Source organism: Mycobacterium sp. HUMS_12744610 (assembly GCF_041206865.1).
Lineage (GTDB): Bacteria > Actinomycetota > Actinomycetes > Mycobacteriales > Mycobacteriaceae > Mycobacterium > Mycobacterium servetii.
Window position 1 is genome coordinate 990,362 of sequence record NZ_JBGEDP010000001.1, and the last position, 20,824, is coordinate 1,011,185.

The 20,824-nt window shown below is 63.2% G+C and carries 20 protein-coding genes and 6 pseudogenes; 4 read left to right on the top strand and 22 right to left on the bottom strand.

Annotated elements, in window-relative coordinates:
• Positions 1–20: 20 nt before the first annotated feature.
• Complete coding sequence (locus tag AB8998_RS05005; RefSeq protein ID WP_420492649.1) at positions 21–1,274, top strand: IS30 family transposase; 1,254 nt, start codon at positions 21–23, stop codon at positions 1,272–1,274.
• Positions 1,275–1,375: 101 nt separating this feature from the next.
• Here AB8998_RS05005 and AB8998_RS05010 read toward each other — a convergent pair whose 3' ends face one another.
• Complete coding sequence (locus AB8998_RS05010) at positions 1,376–1,528, bottom strand: enoyl-CoA hydratase-related protein (RefSeq protein WP_007168480.1); 153 nt, start codon at positions 1,526–1,528, stop codon at positions 1,376–1,378.
• Between the two features lie 190 nt (positions 1,529–1,718).
• Between AB8998_RS05010 and AB8998_RS05015 the strand changes: the two genes are divergently transcribed.
• Positions 1,719–1,862, top strand: coding sequence for a hypothetical protein (locus AB8998_RS05015; RefSeq protein ID WP_155250266.1), 144 nt, complete (start codon positions 1,719–1,721; stop codon positions 1,860–1,862).
• A gap of 1,447 nt (positions 1,863–3,309) precedes the next feature.
• Here AB8998_RS05015 and AB8998_RS05020 read toward each other — a convergent pair.
• From AB8998_RS05020 to AB8998_RS05070, 11 genes and pseudogenes are all read right to left on the bottom strand, one after another.
• Positions 3,310–3,615 (bottom strand): hypothetical protein, encoded by a 306-nt coding sequence (locus AB8998_RS05020; RefSeq protein WP_007168485.1) that lies wholly within the window; start codon positions 3,613–3,615, stop codon positions 3,310–3,312.
• 60 nt (positions 3,616–3,675) lie between these two features.
• The gene (locus AB8998_RS05025; RefSeq protein ID WP_007168486.1) at positions 3,676–4,017 is read right to left on the bottom strand and encodes a hypothetical protein; all 342 of its coding nucleotides are present in this window, start codon (positions 4,015–4,017) and stop codon (positions 3,676–3,678) included.
• 20 nt (positions 4,018–4,037) lie between these two features.
• Positions 4,038–4,445 (bottom strand): type II toxin-antitoxin system VapC family toxin, encoded by a 408-nt coding sequence (locus AB8998_RS05030; RefSeq protein ID WP_007168487.1) that lies wholly within the window; start codon positions 4,443–4,445, stop codon positions 4,038–4,040.
• A 3-nt stretch (positions 4,446–4,448) separates the two neighbouring features.
• A complete protein-coding gene (locus AB8998_RS05035; RefSeq protein WP_033711258.1) occupies positions 4,449–4,721 on the bottom strand; it encodes a type II toxin-antitoxin system Phd/YefM family antitoxin in 273 nt (90 codons plus the stop codon).
• Between the two features lie 489 nt (positions 4,722–5,210).
• Positions 5,211–6,020, bottom strand: a pseudogene (locus tag AB8998_RS05040) (IS256 family transposase); the annotation flags it as partial.
• A gap of 15 nt (positions 6,021–6,035) precedes the next feature.
• On the bottom strand, positions 6,036–7,271 hold the full coding sequence (locus AB8998_RS05045) for an IS256 family transposase (RefSeq protein ID WP_369741377.1): 1,236 nt from the start codon (positions 7,269–7,271) through the stop codon (positions 6,036–6,038).
• A 124-nt stretch (positions 7,272–7,395) separates the two neighbouring features.
• Positions 7,396–7,872 (bottom strand): annotated as a pseudogene (locus tag AB8998_RS05050) (IS256-like element IS1511 family transposase); the annotation flags it as partial.
• 637 nt (positions 7,873–8,509) lie between these two features.
• Positions 8,510–9,319, bottom strand: coding sequence for an IS21-like element helper ATPase IstB (istB, locus tag AB8998_RS05055; RefSeq protein ID WP_007172566.1), 810 nt, complete (start codon positions 9,317–9,319; stop codon positions 8,510–8,512).
• Positions 9,316–10,824, bottom strand: coding sequence for an IS21 family transposase (gene istA, locus AB8998_RS05060; RefSeq protein ID WP_079669096.1), 1,509 nt, complete (start codon positions 10,822–10,824; stop codon positions 9,316–9,318). Before istA ends, istB begins: the two co-directional genes overlap by 4 nt.
• A gap of 498 nt (positions 10,825–11,322) precedes the next feature.
• Complete coding sequence (locus AB8998_RS05065; protein WP_007168492.1) at positions 11,323–11,739, bottom strand: type II toxin-antitoxin system VapC family toxin; 417 nt, start codon at positions 11,737–11,739, stop codon at positions 11,323–11,325.
• Positions 11,736–11,987 (bottom strand): FitA-like ribbon-helix-helix domain-containing protein, encoded by a 252-nt coding sequence (locus tag AB8998_RS05070; protein ID WP_007168493.1) that lies wholly within the window; start codon positions 11,985–11,987, stop codon positions 11,736–11,738. The genes AB8998_RS05065 and AB8998_RS05070 overlap by 4 nt, the downstream gene beginning before the upstream one ends.
• 801 nt (positions 11,988–12,788) lie before the next feature.
• Between AB8998_RS05070 and AB8998_RS05075 the strand changes: the two genes are divergently transcribed.
• Both AB8998_RS05075 and AB8998_RS05080 read left to right on the top strand, forming a co-directional pair.
• On the top strand, positions 12,789–13,184 hold the full coding sequence (locus AB8998_RS05075) for an XRE family transcriptional regulator (protein WP_073876810.1): 396 nt from the start codon (positions 12,789–12,791) through the stop codon (positions 13,182–13,184).
• Complete coding sequence (locus AB8998_RS05080) at positions 13,181–13,852, top strand: RES family NAD+ phosphorylase (RefSeq protein WP_007168496.1); 672 nt, start codon at positions 13,181–13,183, stop codon at positions 13,850–13,852. The genes AB8998_RS05075 and AB8998_RS05080 overlap by 4 nt, the downstream gene beginning before the upstream one ends.
• A gap of 416 nt (positions 13,853–14,268) precedes the next feature.
• Here the strand turns inward: AB8998_RS05080 and AB8998_RS05085 are convergent.
• From AB8998_RS05085 to AB8998_RS05130, 10 genes and pseudogenes are all read right to left on the bottom strand, one after another.
• Positions 14,269–15,171, bottom strand: a pseudogene (locus AB8998_RS05085) (tyrosine-type recombinase/integrase); the annotation flags it as partial.
• A 24-nt stretch (positions 15,172–15,195) separates the two neighbouring features.
• Entirely contained in the window at positions 15,196–16,428 is a 1,233-nt protein-coding gene (locus tag AB8998_RS05090) for an ISL3 family transposase (protein ID WP_369736917.1), read from the bottom strand.
• Positions 16,429–16,489: 61 nt separating this feature from the next.
• Positions 16,490–16,753: pseudogene (locus AB8998_RS05095) on the bottom strand (site-specific integrase); the annotation flags it as partial.
• A pseudogene (locus tag AB8998_RS05100) lies at positions 16,753–16,845 on the bottom strand (helix-turn-helix transcriptional regulator); the annotation flags it as partial. The pseudogenes AB8998_RS05100 and AB8998_RS05095, both read right to left, overlap by 1 nt.
• Before the next feature lie 37 nt (positions 16,846–16,882).
• Complete coding sequence (locus AB8998_RS05105; RefSeq protein ID WP_369738131.1) at positions 16,883–17,932, bottom strand: transposase; 1,050 nt, start codon at positions 17,930–17,932, stop codon at positions 16,883–16,885.
• Between the two features lie 26 nt (positions 17,933–17,958).
• Positions 17,959–18,303: a helix-turn-helix domain-containing protein gene (locus tag AB8998_RS05110; RefSeq protein WP_369738130.1), complete on the bottom strand. Its 345-nt coding sequence runs from the start codon at positions 18,301–18,303 to the stop codon at positions 17,959–17,961.
• 88 nt (positions 18,304–18,391) lie between these two features.
• Positions 18,392–18,541, bottom strand: a pseudogene (locus AB8998_RS05115) (helix-turn-helix transcriptional regulator); the annotation flags it as partial.
• Positions 18,542–18,545: 4 nt separating this feature from the next.
• Positions 18,546–18,866: a hypothetical protein gene (locus AB8998_RS05120; RefSeq protein ID WP_369736918.1), complete on the bottom strand. Its 321-nt coding sequence runs from the start codon at positions 18,864–18,866 to the stop codon at positions 18,546–18,548.
• The gene (locus AB8998_RS05125; protein WP_369736919.1) at positions 18,859–20,181 is read right to left on the bottom strand and encodes an FtsK/SpoIIIE domain-containing protein; all 1,323 of its coding nucleotides are present in this window, start codon (positions 20,179–20,181) and stop codon (positions 18,859–18,861) included. Before AB8998_RS05125 ends, AB8998_RS05120 begins: the two co-directional genes overlap by 8 nt.
• A complete protein-coding gene (locus AB8998_RS05130; RefSeq protein WP_369736920.1) occupies positions 20,178–20,600 on the bottom strand; it encodes a plasmid replication, integration and excision activator in 423 nt (140 codons plus the stop codon). The genes AB8998_RS05125 and AB8998_RS05130 overlap by 4 nt, the downstream gene beginning before the upstream one ends.
• Positions 20,601–20,824 lie beyond the last annotated feature (224 nt).

Here is a 20,824-nt window from a genome sequence, read left to right on the forward strand (position 1 = left end):
TCTAGATTCTGGAGGTTGTGTTGGCATCGTCGCGTCGGGTGAAGAAGGGGCCGGGACGTCGTCCGCAGTCGGCCAAGCGTCAGCGGTTCATGGAGTTGCGGGCTCGCGGGTGGAGCGTGCGGGCCGCGGCCCGCGAAGTCGGTGTGTCCCGGTCCGCTGCGACGAACTGGACACGCGGTTACAAGACCTACCGCAACGGCGTCGCGGTCGGGTTCGTCCCGCCGCTAGATCGACTAGCGGTCCGCCAGATCAGCACGCGATACCTGTCCCAGGACGAGCGCATCGAGATCGCCGATCTGCATCACTCAGGGCTGAGGGTGCGGACGATCGCCACCCGACTCGGTCGAGCGCCGTCGACGATTTCGAGGGAGCTACGGCGCAACGCACCAGCCGGCCGCGGATATCAGCCCTTCGATGCCCACCGGCGAGCCACCGCGCGACGAGCACGTCACCACCGCCGTCGGGTCGACACCAACGACCAGCTCGGTAACGCGGTCGCCGAGCTGCTTCTTCAGCGTTGGAGCCCCCAACAGATCAGCCGTCACCTCCGCCACCGCTTCCCCGATGATTCATCGATGTGGTTATGCCACGAAAGCATCTATCAAGCTGTCTATCAACCGAATTCACGTTTCATGCGGCCCTCGCGATTAGCGCCGCACCGACGCTCACCGCTGCGCACCGGTCGAGATCACCGCCGAGCGCATCACCGCCAGAGTTGCCGGCGGCCGCGGTTCCAGCAGCCGATGCTCACCATCCACGACCGGTCCTTCTCGGCTGTCGACCGGTCTGAAGCCGGCCACTGGGAAGGCGACCTTATCATCGGTAATAACCACCTCTCGGCGATCGGCACTCTGGTCGAACGCCAGACCCGGATGCTGCGGTTGGTGCATCTGCCTCGCAGTGACGCCGACTCCCTGCACGCGGCCTTGGTGGCCCGCATGAAGGATCTGCCACCCACGCTGATGCGGTCGATCACCTGGGACCAGGGCACCGAGATGGCGCGCCACCTTGCCACCACCGACAAGCTCGGCGCGCCCGTCTACTTCTGCGACTCCAGATCACCCTGGCAACGCGGCACGAACGAGAACACCAACGGACTGCTGCGCGACTACTTCCCGAAGGGCGTCACCCTCATCAGCCACCCGCCGGAGCAGTTGTTGGCCGTCGAACACGAACTCAACCATCGCCCCCGCATAGTCCTCCAAGACCGTTGCCCCGCCGATCTATTCGCTGCCCTGTTAGTCTCGAGTGATCCGTCGGTGTTGCGACGTTGAGTAGAACCCACCCCGTCGTCAACACCTCACACCTCTGCCGCGTGGACCGGCCCTAAGTCATTACGTCACGATCGGCGGTGCCCTTGCCGCCGCGAGTGTCCTCACGGGCAAGACACTGCGAAAAGACCGCGCTTCGGCTCCATCACCGCGAATCGTGCGTCGGGCACGGCCACTCGGATGTCGGTGGAGCTCAACATCTCGAATCCGCCCGCCACGCAAGTGCCGTTGACCGCGGCGATGATCGGCTTGTACACGGGGAAGCGATGCAGGACGGCGTGGATTGCGTCGAGCTTGTCCAGAGAAGAATCCGGTTATTTCCGCCTGCATCCTGCGAGTCCGAGGCGGTCGGCGGCATCTCGCTGCCAGATGTCAAGACCCGGGTGTGTGCCAAGTGATAGGTCGACGGTTCGGCGTGTTCGTTGGTCGCCTGTCTACCGGATGGTCATGAGGCGTTCGGTCGGCCCGGTGCCTGTAGGTGAGGGCGGGGTGGCAGCCGCGGTGTTTCTGTGGGACGGTGCGGCGCTCGATTCGATGCGGCTGCGGCCGGTGCTCATTGCGGCGATCCCCTCTTCGGGTGCGTTTCAGTAGATCTGCATATCAGTACGCGGATCAATGAGGGGTCCTGCACTTGGGCCCAAGGTGAGGCGCGGCACCCCTCGCGCGTCGTCGGCGATGAGTTGCCGGCGGGCGTCTGCTGAGGCCCTGTGTTGGGGACGGTCTAGGTGCACGCGGCGAGGTGTGACTGCTGATCGGACTACGCAGGGAGCGATTTTTGGCCAACAGCGATACTGAATTCTAGGAAGAAAGGTTTCTGCAGATATCGGGCACCAACCGAGTAAGTCTAGTTTGCTGGCACCTTGAAACTCTGATAATCGTAATCAAGTCAGACTCTGGCCTGAATGATTCACGTTGTGCTCGATATCAGTAAGTACGCAGACGCGAATTGGCGCATGTCAGTACACCAGTACATGGTTGTTGAACTGCTGCAATATACGATTGTAGGTGTGGAAGTCAGTGTCTACTGAAACACTGAATTTATGAATATGAATCACTTTGCAAACAAGGTAGCCCAATTGGCTTGACGCTCACTTTCTGTAGTAGCTAAGCTGCATTGCATAGCCAAAGTTCATACAGCTGGTGGCATTGCTATCACCAGTTGTGGGAATCCAGTTGTGGGAATGGAGGTGAGCCCCATTACCACCTAAGTGACTGTGCAACGCACGACAAGTGCGCCGATCATAACGCGATCATCTAATGATCCATGAATTCGGAGGGGAACATGACTTGCAAGACACGACGCCGCGGTATCACGATCAAGCTCGGCATGGCCGCAGGTGCAGCTTTGGCCGCCGGGCTCATCCCGATAGCCAGCGCGGGCGCTGCCTGGGCGGATGAGCCAGACCCAGGGATCACAGTTGGGGGCGGCGGGTCTGGTGGAGTGTCCACCCCGATCGGTGGGGGCAGGGCGTCGACCGGCGGGTCCGGTGCTTTCAACGACAATGGCGGCGGCTTCGGTACTGGCACGTCGGGCGGTTTGACCGGTCCGGGCGGCGCTGGGAGCGGCGCTTCCACCGGCGCGGGCGGTGGTTTCACCCTGCCGGGATTGCCGGGATTTTGAGGTAGGCACCGCAGCGGGAATCGACATTTGACTGGCGTGGCCGCTAGCCGCGCAGCAACGGATGTCGACATGCGGGGCAAGCGGATGACGCACCCCGAAGCCTCGGGAGAGGACGTTTGCTTGGTGATTGGGACCGGTCGCCCGAGTCGCGCACATCGTGGCCGGGCGACCGCTCGTCGGCGGGTATGACGGTCGGCTGCCGAACACGCCTGGCGCCTGAAGCGGCCACCCATGATGCCGAGCATGAAGTGTTGGTGCGCGCGCCCAGTCGCAAAGTTCGTGATTGAGGCGTGACGGGCGGTCCACCACGCAACGCACGATGTCTTGCGGTCACCATCTTCCACCATCTTCGAGCCAGCGCCCGTTCACATCCGGCCACCAGGTCGGCAACGGGTCGCGGCGGGCAAGGCGGGCGGTTCATCGCGCTGCGCGGCGCACCAGACAGCGCGGTCGCCTGGCGTTTCTGCCGCGCGCTCGCAACGCCGTGCTGCGCCGCTTCATCGAGGCTGCAGTGCGCTTCATCGCGTCGATGAGGTCCTTGGCCTCGCCGATCGATTCCAAAATGGCCACCCGAGCTTGGCCGGCCTCCTTAGTCAGTGGTGTGCCCAGGAGCTGCCAGTCCGAGCGCAGCCAGTCGCGCGCCGCGCTGAGCGCTGATCTCACTTCGTCGATGCAGGCGCGGGCGTTCTCGAATAGTTCGGGACGAGTTGGCAGGTCAGCCATGGGTTGTCCTTTGCGGCGGGTTGTAGCGGGAAGCCGTGGGAGTGACGGCCGGCGAGGTTTTCACCAGCCGGCGTAGGCAAGGGGCAGGTCGGCGATGACTTGTCGGCGTGATTCGTCGAGGCTGGCAGCAATGTCGCTGAGGCCATTTGCGCCAAGTGATCGCAAGAGTTCGCCGCCGGGCTCAGAGTTGTAAAAGCTCACCATCGCCGCAAGGAACATCGCTTCGCCCGAGGACAGCCATCCGATAGCTGATCGGATCTCGTCGACCCTCGGCGAGAGATCCCACTTGCTGGTCGCGCTGTCCGGGGAAGTCTGGCCGTCGGCGAACCATCGGGGACCGGCGATCTCTACACCGCGCTGCCACGCTTGAAAAACGGTCTCATCATAGAAACGTGCTGACATGTGTTCTCCTCCTGAGCCGTTCATGAGTTTCTTCCAGGTGTGACAATCGTTATCCCGAGGGCACGGGCGGCGTCGCTGAGTCGACTGTCATAGGCGACCATGGCGGTCAATGGTGCTGTGGATGCGGCGATTTGAGCGGTGGCCAGGTGTATCGCATCGAGCGAGCGCAGCGCCGGATCGGGGTAGGCGGCCGCGGTGGCGCGGATGACCTGGTCGATTTCGAACCGATCCAGTCTGGCCAGCACAGAGGGGACAGCAGATAAGCCATTTGGGGCGACTGCGCGGATGGCTCTGGGGAGCTCCACTTCAGCCAAGGCAGATGTTATCCAACGTGTTTCGGTGCGTTCATCGAGCCAGTCAGCTAGAGCATCAGATTCGACTTCGATCCGGATCAGCTTGACCAGAGCCGAGGTATCCAGGTAGATCACCGGCTAATACCTTTCCTCGGCGCGCAGACGTTGCAATAGCGCGCCGGCGTCGAGATTGTCGTGCATCGGAACGGTCGGCCGCGGGGCTGGGCCGGCCAGCGTCGCCGGTTGCACTCTGCCGGCAGTGATCAACGCATCCAGTGGGCCGGCGGTAGCGGGGATTATTCGGGCGATGACTTCCCCGCGCTCAGTAAGCGTGATCTCTTCGCCACGCTTGACGCGGGCCAAGACCTTTGCCGTCTCTTGGTTGAGCATTCGGAGAGGTACTTCACTCATACCAATAATGTACTACATAGTTGTACTACATGCTATGGTGGCGCAACTGGTTCGGAGCGCCGGCGGCCCATGTCCACACGCCCGCCCCCGAGAATCAACCTATCGACGAAGCCGTTCAGGAACTCCGCGCCGGCCTCGTCGTCAGGCTCGCGGCCATCGGTGCTCACAAAGGGACCTATCCGTCTCTAGCTGCCTTGTCAGCTCAATTCTCACAGGTGGGGCAGAGATATGCGACGGTCAGCGCGTGGTTATACGGCCGAGCCATTCGCTTGATGCCGGCGGTCTGCGGGCGGTGCCGCTCAGTCAGTGCCGTCGTCCCGACCATTGGTGGCGCCAGCCACTCGGCCAACCTAGCCTTGACCTGCTCCGCCTGCTCCCGACTGTGGCACATGTCGTTTGCCATCTTTCCGAGTGTTACGCGGCAGGGGAGAAGGTCAAGTCCAGGGACGTGGTGTACGACGTCGTCGTGTGATTCTTCGACTTGGTGGTTTAGGCGGTCAGTGCCGCCGGGGTGTCCTCCTGTTCTGTTGATGGCGTGTGGTCGGCGCGGGATTTGCTGAGGACGTCGAGGCCGAGGTAGCGGCGGGATTCGGCCCATTCGTCGTGTTGTTCGGCCAGCACCGCGCCGACGAGGCGGATTAGGGCGTTGCGGTCGGGGAAGATTCCGACGACGTCGGTGCGCCGGCGGATTTCCTTGTTGAGTCGTTCTTGTGGGTTGTTGGACCAGATCTGCCGCCAAATTTGTTTGGGGAAGGCGGTGAAGGCGAGCAGGTCGGCGCGGGTGTCTTCGAGGTGGTCGGCGACCTTGGGGAGCTTGTCGGCCAGTGCGTCGATGATGCGGTCATATTGGGCTGCAACGGAACCGGCGTCAGGTTGATCGAAGACCGAATGCAGTAGTGTGCGTACCCACGGCCACGATGATTTCGGAGTGATGGCCATCAGGTTGGTGGCGTAGTGGGTGCGACACCGTTGCCACGATGCCCCAGGCAGGGTGGCGCCGATCGCGGCCACCAGACCGGCGTGGGCGTCGGAAGTGACCAGACGGACCCCTGATAGGCCGCGGGCGGTCAGCGACCGCAGGAAGGTCAGCCAGCCGGCCCCGTCCTCGGCGGTGGTGACGTCGATGCCCAGGATTTCGCGGTAGCCCTCGGCGTTGACCCCGGTGGCGATCAGCGCGTGCACGTTGACCACCCGGCCTGCTTCGCGAACCTTGAGCACCAGGGCGTCAGCAGCCATGAACGTGTACGGGCCTGCATCCAGGAGCCTGTCACGATTTCTGTGTAAGTCAGAGGTGATTTGACTACGAGTTGTATTCTAGCACAATGGGATTCGCCCAGGGAATAGTCTGGCGAGTGTGTTGAGCGCCACAGTCCAGTTGTGCGTTCCAGTACCCGAATAGCCTCCTCTCTCGCTGGAGATGTTGCGCAGCCCGAGGTACAGCAACTTCATCGCGGCGTCCTTGTCCGTGAAATGACCACGGTTCTTGGTGATCTTGCGCAACTGGAAGTTGATCGACTCGATCGCATTGGTGGTGTAGACGATCTTGCGCAACTCCACCGGATAGTCCAGGAACGGAACGAATTCCCCCCAGGCGTTGTGCCACACGTCAATTGCACCCGGATATTGGGCGCCGAATTGCTGGTCGAACTCCTTGAGTGCGAGTTCGGCTCCATCGACGGTCGGCGCACTGTAGATCGCCCGCATCGCGGTGGCGACCTTCTTGCGGTCCTTATAAGACACGAAGCGCATCGCATTCCTAATGACGTGCACGACGCAGGTCTGCACCACGGTATCGGGATAGATCGAGCGGATCGCATCAGGCAGACCGGTCAGCCCGTCGCAGCAGGCGATGAGGATGTCGCGCACCCCGCGGTTGCGCAGGTCGATGACGACCTTCTGCCAGAACTTCGCCCCCTCGGAGTCCTGGATCCAGCAGCCCAAGGCGTGTTTGCGGCCCTCCAGATCCACGCCAATGGCCAAATAGGCGACCTTGGTGGTGATGACCCCGTTGTCGCCGATCCGCAGCCGCAGCCCATCGATGTAGAGGATCGGGTAGACCTCATCGAGCGGGCGGGCCTGCCAGGCCTTGATCTCATCGACCACCACCTCGGTGATATTGGAGATCAACTCCCGCGACACCGACGCCCCATAGACCTCCTGCAGGTGGGCTTCGATATCGCGGGTGGTCATTCCCCGTGAATACAGCGACAACACCACCGAATTGATGTTGTTGAGCCGGCGGGTCTTCTTCGGCACAATCGCCGGCTCAAACGAGCCGTTGCGATCACGCGGCGCATCGATCTGCACCGGGCCGTTGACGGTGGTCACCGTTTTCGGCGTGGTGCCGTTGCGCGAATTTCCCGATCCGCGTCCGGCCGGATCGCCGGCCTCATAACCCAGATGGTGGGTTAGCTCCGCATTCAGCGCCCGCTCCAGCACGGCCTTAGTCAGCTGGTTCAGCAAACCGTCCGCGCCGTCGATCGGGGTCCCGGTCTTCACCGCATCCTTAATCAACGAGTCCAGCGTCTCTTCGGTGAACATCTCGGCCAGCCGCCGCGCCGCGGTCGTCTCCTCAGCCGGCATCTGCATGGTCTTGGTCACAAAACACTCCTTCTGTCCGCCCAACGGCGGTCCGATGATGGACCACCCCGGACTTACACAGATGGAATGACACGCCCGCATCCAGTGGCCGGGTCCGGAACGCCTCGACCGCGGCGTCGAGCTCTTTGGCCATCACGCTGACCTGGGACTTCGACAAGCTGGTGATGCCCAGAGTCTCGACGAGTTTGTCCATCCGCCGCGTCGAAACGCCCAGCAGGTAGCAGGTAGCCACCACCGTGGTCAGGGCCCGCTCGGCGCGTTTGCGCCGTTCCAGCAGCCAGTCCGGGAAGTACGAACCTTGCCTTAGCTTGGGAATCGCCAGATCCAATGTGCCTGCGCGGGTGTCAAACTCGCGGTGCCGATACCCGTTGCGGGAATTGGTGCGCTCGCTGCTGCGCTGGCCGTAGCCGGCACCGCACACCGCGTCGGCTTCGGCGCCCATCAGGGCGTGAATGAAGGCGGCCAACAACTCGCGCAGCACATCAGGGTGCGTGGTGGTGAGTCGTTCGGCCAGCACGGCAGACAGGTCGATATCGTGGGCAATGGTCATCGCGTTGATTCCTTTGCTCGAGTGACTTTGGTCGGTCCCTCGAAGAATCACGCGATGACCTTCATTCATCCGGCTACGACACGCCGGTCATCACCGGCTCGTACACCACTCTGCTGGACGCAACTGGGGAGAACTGGCACCGTGACGAATTGACCACCAAGATAGAGTTCAACCTACGCCCATCCGCTTACGATCAGAGATCTTCAGGGTCACCAATGTCCGATAAGGCACCGCGGCACAAGCCTGCAGAACGGATGACAGCGGAACAGCTCCGCCGAGCAGCCGACGCTTGCCGAGACCTCGACGATCCGACGTTGATGGCGAAGGCTTGGGACGAGCCACCGCCGCCCGATATGCAAGCTTCAACAAACACACCGCGTCAATTCGGCCAGCTACAGAATCTCTCAGTTTCCGACACCTTCGATAATCCGCTGCCTGACGTGGAAGTCGCTGCGTGGGAAGCCGATTGTCCCCTTAGGTCCCAGACTCCAACGCGGGCGTCCGCCTTACGAAATGCAACGTCGCAATTGTTACTCAATGGCCGGCGCGCCCTTGAACACCCCGGACTTGTTGTCAATGGCCAAGTAGAAGTACCCGCTGGTGGCCGGATAAAAGTACCCACCCCGTGCAGTGATTCTTAGATTGGTTGGGGGTTCTCCTTCCGGTGTTGGGCGTCCTTCATTCGGTAGGACTGGCCGTCGGTGATGACGACGGTGGCGTGATGCAGGAGCCGGTCCAAGATGCTGACGGCGGTGGTCTGCTCGGGCAGGAATCGACCCCACTCTTGGAAGGGCCAGTGCGAGCCGATGGCCAGGGAGCGGCGTTCGTAGGCGCCGGCGACGAGGCGGAACAGCAGCTGGGTGCCGGTGTCGTCGAGTGGGGCGAAGCCCAGTTCGTCGAGGATGATCAGATCGACACGGAGCAGGGATTCGATGATCTTGCCGACGGTGTTGTCGGCCAAGCCGCGGTAGAGGGTTTCGACGAGGTCGGCGGCGGTGAAGTACCGGACCTTGTGCCCAGCATGAATCGCAGCGACCCCCAGTCCGATCAGGGTGTGGGACTTGCCGGTCCCAGCCGGTCCGATGATCGCCAGATTCTGTTGTGTGCGAACCCATTCCAGGCTCGACAGGTAGTCGAACACCTTGGGCTGAATCGACGATGCGGCCACGTCGAAGGACTCCAAGGTCTTGGTGACCGGGAACCCGGCAGCCTTGAGCCGGTTGACGACGTTGGAGGCATCCCGTGCCGCCAGTTCGGTCTCGACGAGGGTCCGTAGCACTTCTTCGGGGGTCCAGCGCTGGGTCTTGGCGGTGATTAGGACTTCGGGGGCGGTGCGCCGGATCGCGGCGAGCTTGAGCCGCCGCAGCCCGGCGTCGAGATCAGCGGCGAATTGCGGAGTGGACAGTGGTGCAACGGGTTTGGTTGCCTTGGCTGGCGTGCCGTTCATGACGTGGCACCACCGTCTGCGGCCGGGTTGACCGTGTAGGCAGCCAGGGATCGGGTCGGGGCGACTGGGAGGTCCAGGATCAACGCATCCCCGGCGGGGCGGGGCTGCGGCGTTCCGGCGCCGGCGGCCAGGATGGACCGCACGTCGATCGCGCGGAACCTCCGGAACGCGACCGCCCGGCGAAGCGCGCCGACCAAGGCGTCGGTGCCGTGGGCGGCGCCCAACGCCAGTAGGACTTCCAGTTCGGAGCCCAGCCGAGTGTTGCCGATCGCGGCGGCCCCGACCAGGAATGCTTGAGCATCCTCGCCGAGTGTGCAGAACTGTTGCTCAGCATGAGTTTTGGGTCGTGGTCCGCGGCTAGGTTCCGGGCGGGGACCGTCGTAGTGATCGTCGAGGACTGATGCGCTGCCTGGGGCACCCAGTTCGTGCTCAGCCACGATCACCCCAGTCGCGGGCTCCACGATGCACAGCGCGCCGTGATCGACGACGACGGCCACGCTGGTCCCGATCAGTCGGGTGGGCACCGAGTAGCGGGCCGAGGCATACCGGACACACGACAGCCGGTCGACCTTGCGGATCACCGACGGTGCCCCGATTCGAAGTTGCAGCGACGGCAACGGTTGCAGGAGTTCCCGTTCGATCAGCAGTTGCTCATCGGGGACCGCACAGATCTCCGAATGCACCGCGGCATTGACCTCCAGACACCACGCCCTGGCCGCAACGTTGGCAGCACGCAGATCAACCGGCACCCCGGCGATGGCGGCGTCGGTGAGCAGCGGGACGGCGAGGTCGCGTTGGGCGTAGCCGCACAAGTTCTCCACGATGCCCTTCGATTTAGGGTCGGATGCATGGCAGAAGTCCGGCGCGAAACCGTAATGACCTGCCAGCCGGACGTATTCGGCGGTAGGGATCACCACGTTGGCGACCACGCCGCCCTTCAGACAGGCCATCCGGTCGGCCAGCACCCGGGCCGGGACACCACCTATCCCGGCCATCGCTTCGGCGATCAACGCCAACGTCGTGGACGCCTTCTGGTCGGTGGCGAACGCGACGAAGCGCCACCGGGAGAACGCCAGCACTGCGCAGAACAGGAACAACCCGGGTGCGGCTTGGGCCCAGTCGATCACCAGATACTCACCCGGTGACCACACCGCCGGGCGACGTCCCCGGTGATGTTCGTTGCGCCACAACACCTTCGCCTCAGCAACGAGGCGACGGAAGTTGCGTGCCGACCCGTCGTAACCGGCGGCCTTCGCGATCGGCAACATCCGCTTCGCCGACATCCGACCCGCCGACTTCTCGACACGCTCGGCGACCAGATCGGCCACCGCATCGTAATTGTGGGCCCGCTCGACCCGCGGCGGTGCGCTCTCACCGGCTTCGAATTTCTCGACGACTTTCTTGACGGTCCTATGGGTGGTGCCGCACAGCTGCGCGGCGCCGCGGTATGACCCGACTTGTTGATAAGCAGAAATGATGTCCATGCGGTCCCTCGCAGACTTCAATGGAACTCCCCGGTGGTGACGATGAGTGGTTGGCACCTTCACCGTCACCACCGGGGCCCGCAGTTCCTGATCGACACGACGAACACGGGGTGGGTACTTTTATCCGGCCACCAGCGGATACCTCCACTTGGCCACCAGTGGGTACTTTTTCATGGCCACGGACACTTGTCGTTGGACAGGTGCATTGTGAACGTACCGCGCAGCCAGGGCGTGTTTGGTGTTGTAATAGGAGACTCGTTATGCAGCCGGATCAGCAGATGATAGAAGCACTGGTCAATTTGGCGACGAACGGCGTGCTGGACCGCATCGGCAACCGTGCCAAGCGTGCGCGGAATTGCGGCAGTGGGGACTGCACCCGCACCATCCTGAGCCGGGGAGCCCGTTTGTCGGCGACGACGCCGCTTTTAAGGAGGCGTATCCCTTAGTGCCGGCGGGGGATGCGGCGGTTGTCCGTTATCACTGGATCTGGGGCATTCTCAATGAATCTGGGGCACGACGTCAGTCCCAGGGGTTGACCAGGTCGACGCCCGTTCCGTCGAAGTGGCGAGTATTGCGGGTAGCCACAGTTGCGTGCCGGGACGCGGCGATGCCGGCGATCTGCACATCACGAATTTCCACCGCACGCCCACCTCGTTGTTGGGTGGCGGCGATGGTCCCAGCGGCAAACGCAGCCGTCAGGTCGAAGGATTGCACACGACCATCAAGGTCTTCGTCGAGGAGTTGAGAAAAGATCTCGTCGAGCCGCTTGCGTCGGCGGCTTGGCGTCAAAAGTTCAATACCAGTGCGTATCTCGAATACTGTTACCGATGTCGTCCAGATTGATTCGGTGGGCTGATTATCGAGCCATTCCACGACGGCCGGATCGGGTGTGTCCCGCATCAACGCGGAGAGCACATTGGTGTCCAGCACGATCATGATTCGTTGAACTGTGCCGGCTGGACGGGCTGTCCCCGCAGTTCGGGTATGTCCTCGGTCAGGCCCACGCCTTTGAAGCGTGACGCGATACGAGACCCGAGCCGCCCAGGCGGATTATCGACGTGCCGGACTGCGTTCCGTAAGATCTCGCGCACCTCCTCCTCGGTGCTGCGACCGTGTTGACGGGCTAGTCGCTGCAATTTGGCCTTGGTGTCGTCCTCAAGTTGACGGATGAGAATCTGCGCCACAGAGCGATGCTATCACGATATCGTTCAGATAGTGCGTTGACCTCGCCTTCATTGAGAATGCCCCAGATCCGGTTATAACGGACAGCGGTCACCGAGGAGTGTTTGATTCCGATGATGAGCGCCACGGAGAACCTGTACGCGGCCGCGTTGCTCGTAGATCAACGGACGACGACGAGGAACCTCTACGCGTCGTCCATAATGCAACTATGCCGTTCGGCGATGGAGACATCGGCGCGAACCATCTGGTTGCTCAGCGACCCCGACAGGAACGTACGGCGGGATCAACGGGACGCGGATTCGCTCGTGCCCGAGCGCATGGAGCCGACCATCGCACGGTGGATGAGTCTCTACGCCTAGGTGGCTCGGACGCGCTCGCCGATCTTCTCGTGGTGACGTTCGCGGCTTATCTGTAATCGTGTCACCCGCGACGGCTCGCGCCGCGGGTTGCGCATGGGCCCACTTATGGCTGTTGGAATGGCCACGGATTTGGCCACAGAACACGGTGGAACCGATGCGAACAAGAGGGACGGAGCGTCACAGCGGGAACGGCTGAACCTCGCTGACGTGCAGCTATGAGACCGTGCGCACTGGAGGAGACGGTGACCGGTTAGCTCATACCTTAGAGGTCGAATCGTGGCCAGTGAGCGGCGTCGTTGGCGGCATTTTTGCGCGAACATGCTGATTCAACGGCTCCAACCGCGAACCGTAGGCCAGGCCTGGTGGCTATCAGGTGTAGCTTCAGGGTGTGTTCTCAGGTGTTTATGTGGTAGCGTCTCAGGTAGATCAACGTGGAGGTGCGATATGCCAGTCTTGACCGTCTCTGCGGCGCAGCGGCTTGATGATGAGGCAGCGACGCTTTCGATCCGCGAGATCGCCGCGTATCTGCAAGAGGCCGTCGGCCAGCGCGTCGCGGCGGCGATGGCGGGCTTGGCTGACGCCAAGCAAATCGGCCGCTACGCGCGCAAGGGCGGCCCGGAACCTCACGGCGCGACCGAGCGCCGGTTACGTGAGGGCTACAAGGTCGTCAGGATGCTCGTCGATGCTTACGACGACAAGACGGCGCGGGCGTGGCTGTTTGGCACCAACACGCGCTTGGACGATCGCGCGCCGATCGAGGTGCTCGGTGCGGCGGTCGACACCGCGCAGTTCGCGATGGTTGTCCGGGCTGCACGGCAGGTCGCCAGCTTCCAGTCGTGATCGCGGCGCCCGAGCAGGGGCGAACCCTGTGGCGGGTCGGCTATTACGCTGACCCGCTCGGCTTCACTCCGCTGGAGCTGTACCAGTTCAGTCACCGTTTCGACGACGTCTACCGCCGGTTCCGCACGCTCTATTGTGCTGACTTGGCGGAAACGTGTCTTCGCGAGGTGCTAGCCGACTTCCGGCCGAACCTCGGCGCGCTGCGCCGCCATGTTGAGCGCTACGGACCTGAGGCTGCCCAAGACTTCACTGAGAAGCCGGTCACTGCGCAGTGGCGCATACAGCACGCCCTCGTTCCCACAGTCCTGAAGCTCGATGGCCCCTTGATCGATCTCACCGACGTGCCCACACGCCAGGAGATCGAGGATCGCCACGTCGAACTGCTGCTCGAGCACGACCTGCAGCACCTCGATCTGCGCGAGATCACCACCAGTCGCCGCGCCATCACGCAGACGATCGCCGCGGACCTTTTTGACCGAGGCGCCGGCGCCGTCCGGTTCCCGTCCCGCCTGGACGGCAACGCTTGCGTCGCACTCTTCGAGGGGCGCGGCACCGCGAGCTTGGCCGGAGACCCCATCGCGCTCACCGACCCGCCGCCCGAACCGCTCCTCAACGTCACCACGCCGTGGGGCCTAGTGCTTGAGCCAGCGCCGGTGAAACTGCTCTAGATTGGGATGCGCGCGGTGGTGCCCATCGGACCACACGCAAGCAAATTGGACTGCATCCAGCCTTTCAGTTGCGGTCGATAGTTCAGTTGGCGTCTCTATGAGATCCGCCGGGACCGCCGCGCTCTGTTCGGTAAGCGAAAACCATCGCACTAAGACTTCGCCCAAGTCCGCTTCTACCGACCAAGTAACCCGATCGGCTTGCCACGCAGATTGGGTTATCTCATGGGGCCAACATGGGGCCAACGAGCCAGACCGACTGATCCAACACGTCCGAATGCCGGTTGCGCTTCTGGTCTGACCGGCTGAAACACATTGGTGTAGGCCAGAACTCCGCCTGAAAAGCGGAAGGTCGGCGGTTCGATCCCGCCCCTGGCCACCATTCTTACCTGCATAGACACGGGTCTTGCACTCGGTTGTCAGTTGGATTCGTCCGGTTGTTGTCCGGTCTTCGGTGTTTGAATCTCGGTCGCATGAAGCTGATCGAGGTTCGTCGCGACTTGGTCCAGTTCGTCTGCGTAGAGGTCGCTATAGATGTTCGCGGTGACAGTTGGCGTCGAATGGCCCATGGTTTTCTGGACGTAGCGAAGGTCAGCGCCGGACTTTCGCGCCAGGCTTGCATAGGTGTGACGCAGATCGTGGATGGTCAGCGGTGCCAGGTGCGTTTTCTTGAGGACTTTGTTCCAGTGCGTGTGTCGGCGCCAGTTGTTGGAGCGCAGCATCGCTCCGTTGGGTGAAGTGATGGCGGGTTCGTCCGCAGCCCGTCCGCTGGTCCGCGCTTTGAGGATGTCGACGACGACCTGGGGCAGTGGGATGGTTCGGATGCCGGCGCGGGTCTTGGGCGGGCCGATGACGATGCGGCCTTCCACCTCGGGCGCGGCTCGCCGGACGTAGAGCCGACGGGCCACGAGGTCAATGTCTTTGACGCGCAGACCGACGAGTTCGGACCAGCGCAGGCCGGTGTAGGCGAGGACCGTCACCACGTCGCCTTGGTCGCCGCATGCGGTGGCGAGTGTTTGGACTTCCTGCGCGGTCAGGTAGCGGTGACGTTCCCGCTCGGGAATGCGGCCCGCTGAGACGCCGAGAGCGGGGTTGCGAAGGATTCGGCCGTCCTGGTGAGCGACATCGAGAATCGACCGCAGGAGTCGCAGCGTGGACACCTTCGCCCACGGGCCGACTATCAGGCCGTCAGCGAAGGCTTGGACGTCGCCGCGACTGATCTCGTCGACAGGCACGTGACCGAACCGCGGTTTGATGCGCAATTCCCAGTGCTGCGTGTAGCCGCTCCAGGTCTTCGGCGACACCGCCGGTTTCTTGGATTCGGGCTCTTCTGGGAACTCCGTGGGTCATGGGATGGCCGGATAGAGCTGGAGCCCGCCGAGGTGGAAGTAGATCGCGGTCTTGAAGTGCTCGCGGTTGCGGTAGCCGCGGGCCGAAACCCGGATGGCCTGGATGCGTGAGTTCAGGCCCTCGGCACCGGCGTTGGTGATGCGGTGGGCGAAGTAGGACAACAGCCCCGCCTCGTGGCGCTTCAACGTCTTGGCCGCGTCGATGATCGGCTTGAGACGGCAGTGGGTGGCCCAGAAGTACCAGCGCTTAAAGTGTTTGGCTGCCCAGCCGCGACGCTGGTAGGACCAGAAGTGCCGCAGGCTCTCCTTGATCGCCCATGCCCGAGCGGTTTTCAGGTCACCGGAGCGCAGCGTGGCGAAGCGGTCTTGGTGACGGTCGGGCAGGTTCTCCGCCGAATACAGCCACAGGTACTTGCTGCCGGCCAGGCTCTTATCGCCGGCCGCGGCCAGCGCCCGGTTCTCGGCCTTGCGCACGGTGTCCACGGCCTTGGTCAGGTAGCCCATCAGGTGGTAGCGGTCGAAGACGATCTTGTTCTCGGCGTCGCTCAGGTGCGCGCGCACCGAGGCGGCGAACGGCTCCCACATGTCCATTGCCACCGCCTCGATCCCGGCCAGCTGCTCGGGGGTGAACCGGTCGAAGTAGCCGTCCAGGCTGGCCTGGCGGCGTTCGTCGGCGATGTAGTCCACCGTGCCCGCGTCCAGGTCACTGACCACGGTGATGTAGTCCTGTCCCTTCCCGGCCGCCTTCTCATCGACCCCGACGTGGGCCGGCGCCACCAGCGGTTTGGCGGCCAGGCCGCGGGCCACCGCACGGTCCATCAGGTGCCACGCCTCGTCCCAGCTGACCCGCAGCAGCCCGGCCGCGGCCGCCACGTCGCACGCGGCGAGCACGTCGATGGCCAGCCGCTCAAACAACATGGTGAACCGCGAATGCGGCTCGGCCCACGGCAGCCGCACCTGATGCACCCCGTGCTCGGGACAGGCCACCCGCGGCGGGCTGGCATGCAGGAACGTCAGAAACGCACACGAGTCCAGATGCCGCCACGCCCGTTCCTCGCCATGGTCATACACCGACAGCTCGCGCTCGCAGTCCGGGCAGGCGAACCGGGTCCGGCCCGGATGCACGACCCAGACGTCCACCCGACCTTCCTGAGCCGACAGCTCCACCCGTTGCACCTCCCACGGCGCTACCAGTCCCAGCAGATGGCGGTACAACTCGGTGTCGCGCACACAGCACATCCTGCCGCCCTGCGCCCATCACGCCCAGACCAGACCCACAGAAAACCCGGAAGCGCCTGGATTCGGAGAATTGCGTCCAGACCCGCTGCAGCGGTGTGCGACCGAGGCGTGGGTCGAACCGACGCCCACCGAGCGCCGTCTCGTTGTCGCGTTCCGATTTGAACGCCTTTGCCTCCCGCACGGTCGGGAATGTGGCCGACGTCTCGACCCAGCCGGACGGTGTCAGCGGATCGCGGACTTGGTAGCGCACTTGGTAGCGAGGTTCCCCAGCGCCGTTGAGTCGCTTCCGGATACCGCGTGGGTTGTTGCCGGCCATTACCGACGCACCTGCTTGAGCCAGGACCTTACTTCCGCGCAGTCCCAGCGGCGCACCCGCTCCGACAGGGTGTAGCAGGGCGGGCCGATCTGAGGTGTTTCTGACTTTGCGATAGACATTCGCGTTTGATCAGACAACATCGTCGGGATCCTGTATGGGTTGAGTGTGCCTTTGCTGGCGGTGCCAGGCAAGTCGGCGGTTGCGGGCGGATTCGAGCCCGGCTTGGCGTGCTTTGCGGATGGCCTCCCCTCGTCCTTCGTGTTCGTCGTTGGGCGTGACATAGCCGATGCCGGCGTGCAACCGGACTCCGTTCCAGAATTGGCGGGTGACGGCAAGTTCGGCGCGCAGGGTGGCGGGGTCCTCGATCGCGAGCAGGTGCGGGAACTCGGCCTTGAGGTGCCCGTTGAAACTCTCGATCCAGGCTTGATCGGTCGGCGTTCCGGGGCGTCCGAAGTGCTGGGCGATCGCAGACATGGCCATGAACTCCCGCGTCGAGCCCGACGTCATCTGGGGACCGTTATCGGACACCGCGAGCAGGATCGGCCGGGCCTGGTCGTCGATGCCGATATCGACCAGGCCGTCGGCGCGTCGCTCAACGGCCTGCAGGAGTCCCTCGATGTCGAGCGCGTCGGTGAACCCGATCTCGACCTGGGTGGAGGTTTCCTCAGCGGAGACGACCTCGGTGATCCACTTGCGCGAGACCAAATCCTGAATGATCAACACTGCCATCCCCGCCCTGGTGAAGTGCGTCGTATCGTAAATCCAGATCGAGTTCGGCTTGTAGTCCACCCAATCCGGGAAGGGCTTGCGTTGAGAACGTCCAGGCTTGGGAAGTGGTCGAAAGTGCTTGTCCGCCAAGAACAGGACCCGACGAACACTCGACGGTGACACCCATACCCGGCCCAGATAAGAGCCGCGGTGAGCAAGCTTGCGGTGCGAGCGGTCGGTCTCGCCCCACTGGTCGAACAACGCCAAGATCTCGCTGACTTCTTCGTCGAGCAGCCCATGCATGGGCGACCCACCAGGGATCTTGTCGACCAGCTGGCCGATCGCTCGGCGAGCGATCCAGCGATGTGCCCGCAGCTCGCCGAGCTCCAACGCATGGCATGCCTGGCGCAGTGTCCAACCTTCATCGACCGCCTGGTCGAGCAAGCCCAACAGCGCCGTCTTGGTGGCCACGTCGACACGGTGTGGGACTCGGCCACTTAGCCCCAGCGCCCTTTTCCCTCGACCAACGTCAGCCGCACGGCCATCTCCTTGAGTGCCTCGGACAGCCGCGCGTTCTCGGCCTTGGCGGCATCGAGTTCGTAGTCGCGTTGGCGGGCCGCCGCGCCTGGCTTGGCTGCCGCCAGCGCGGCCAGCGCACCTTCCTTGGCGATCGTGCGGACGCGCATGATCGTCGTGCGATCCACCTGATGGTTGGCGGCGGCCTCGGCGATCGTCACCTCCTGGCGTACCAGCTGCAGCCATATCTCGTACTTCTGCGACGGGCTCAAGAACCGCTTCGGGCGACGGTGCGAGCGGTCGCCACCAGAGTTTGCTTCGGACATGATCAGATCCTCCAAGAGAGCTCGGAGAACCCGTCGGATGTCGTCTGATCGACACACCGATCTCTATCGCGAAGTCAGACGCAAAACAGATCTGCTCGCCGGTGGTTTCGCGGAGCGCGGCCCATCGGTTGAGCGTTGCGGCTGACACGCCGAGCAGCGCCGACACTTGCTCCGCTGTCAGTAACTCAGGGAAATTGCCTGCGGTGACGAATGCATCCCGGAGGTCGTGAGTGACCATCGCTTCACCTCGCTACACGGATCGAGTCGAACCAAGCGCGGGTGCGTTGCAATCCGCTGTCGACGTCGGACTGGCCGTCGGTGATTCCCCACAGGTCGAAGGCCCATCGCTCCAGTGCGGAGATCGTGGTCTCGCCGCGGCGCTGGAGTTCGGCGTCGTCGCCCAGGACCAGGGCGGTGCCAATGACTTCGCCGCACGACCACCGATGCCGATACCCGTCCCACCCGTGTCTGCGAACGAGGTAGGCACGGTAGATCAGATCATCGGTATGCCGCGCCAGCTGATCCTTACCGGGTGGTTCGAAGATGGACCAGCCGTCACTCATCGCGCTTACCTCCGGCAGTCTGTTTCCGCCCGTACTGTCTTGCAGTGAAGCGGATTTGGTCATCGCTCCAGAAGTCGGAGCGCACCTTGGTTACTTGGCCGTCCTCAGCGATCACGTAGCCGGTGCCCGGTCGCTCGGGGCTGATTCGGTGCGCGGGAGCTTTGTCGGCGAAGCCGTCGCCGAGAACCATTGCCACCTCATCGCGGGATCGCAGTCGAAGCGCGATGGTCTGGGTGAACAATCCTCGCATCGGCAGAACTTCCTTGCGGGGGTCTTGCAGGAATGCGGCTACCACGATTCCCAGCGCACGGCCTTTGGTGAGAATCCGCGACAGCGAGGCGGCAGCTTCTTTGCGCAGAACCGGATCGCTCATGTACGCGGTCAGTCCGGCCAGCTCGTCGATCAGTAGCACCACGAGTGGCGAAGCCTTGGTCGGACTGTGCTCACGCGTGCGGCCTGCCATAGCATTGCCGCGCGTGTCCATCAATTTCTCCACTGCGGCAAGGGTTTCCACAGCATCGGCCTCCGTGGTGGCGATCTTGGTGAATAACCGGGCGCCGACTGATAATTCGATGCCGTACTTCAAGTCGATTCCCACGAACCGAGCCGTTCCAGCGGCGACAGCAGGCCCGAGCCCACATGCGATGCCCCAGAAGACGGAACCTTTGCCCGCGCCCGAGCAGCCCACGGTGAGGGTGTGCCGACCGCTCAACGGCAGGGTCCAGGCGGTGCCGTTTTCGCATCGCCCGAGCGCGACTCGTGTTGTTGCGACCGCTGTTGGCGGCGCTGCGTGACCCACCGTCGACAACTGCCCCTGCATGACCAGCTCGATCCGCAGCGTCCCAGGCGAGATGACGACCGCTCGCGCCGAATGTGCACCTGCGGCGTCGCGGATCGCAGGGACGGCCCGCTCCAGGTCTTCCACGGTCTGTCCCATCCGTGCTCGCACCGTTAGGCGCAGGGTGGTGTGAGATACGTCTGTTCCCAGTAGCTTTGGATGAAACCAGCGGGTGGAGGTGACCTGCTGGCCTTCTTTGTTGCGGCGAGTGACCTGTTCGGAGGCGGATAGACCGCAGCGTTTGCAGAGCCTGCGCCAGGAGACGTAAGCCCACAGTCGCCAGCGCAGAAGTCGGGCCGGTGCCGCGAACCGTTCCTCGTACGTCTCTGGTGAGTGCAGTCGCCAGGAGATGAGGGCGACGCCGATGACTCCCACGATGATCGCCACGCACAGGCCAAGGGTGGCGAGGAAATTCAAGACGTGATCGAGCCGGAACGGGGTGTCGGGATCGAGCGGTGCGTACGGATCGGGATTCACGCCGATTCCCGGCTGGTCGTCGCGCCGGCGGATGGCTTGCCTTGCGCCCTCATACCGGAGGCACGAAACGACCAGGCGATCCTGGAGAAGTCGCCCGACTTCTCGATGTACGGCAGCGCCATTAGCCCGTCGAAAACCACTGGGGTGAAGGGTATTCCGCTGGAGTTTGCGGGTGCAGACGGCTGCGTTGGCGCGGCAAACTTGATCGTCACCGTTCGGCTGCGCTTCGGTGCGGCAGGATCACCGTCAAGGACTTCGACCTGCCACATCGGCAATCCAGTGTCGCGGTCTCTCGCCTGCACACGGTTCTCGCCGGAGGATTTGTCGAAGTCGATCATTGGCGTCACCTCCGATACGAGGAACGCGCCGAGGGAGAACACCTGGTCGTGGCTGATTTGGAGCCATTTAGGGATGGCCATGTTTCACTCCTTCTGTGCATGTTTCGGGCCGTCACCGAGCCGATGGCGTACGCAACGACTAGACAACGACTAGTCAATAACTAGACAATAGCAGTCAGATTGACTAGGTGCACGGAATTCCGCAGATGAGAGCCATAACGCCACAGTGTTCAGTGGGACTGTCACTGGGATGGCTGTGAACAGCGGGAATGTACGTCCGCCAAGATGCGAGGCGAGGCGGCTTG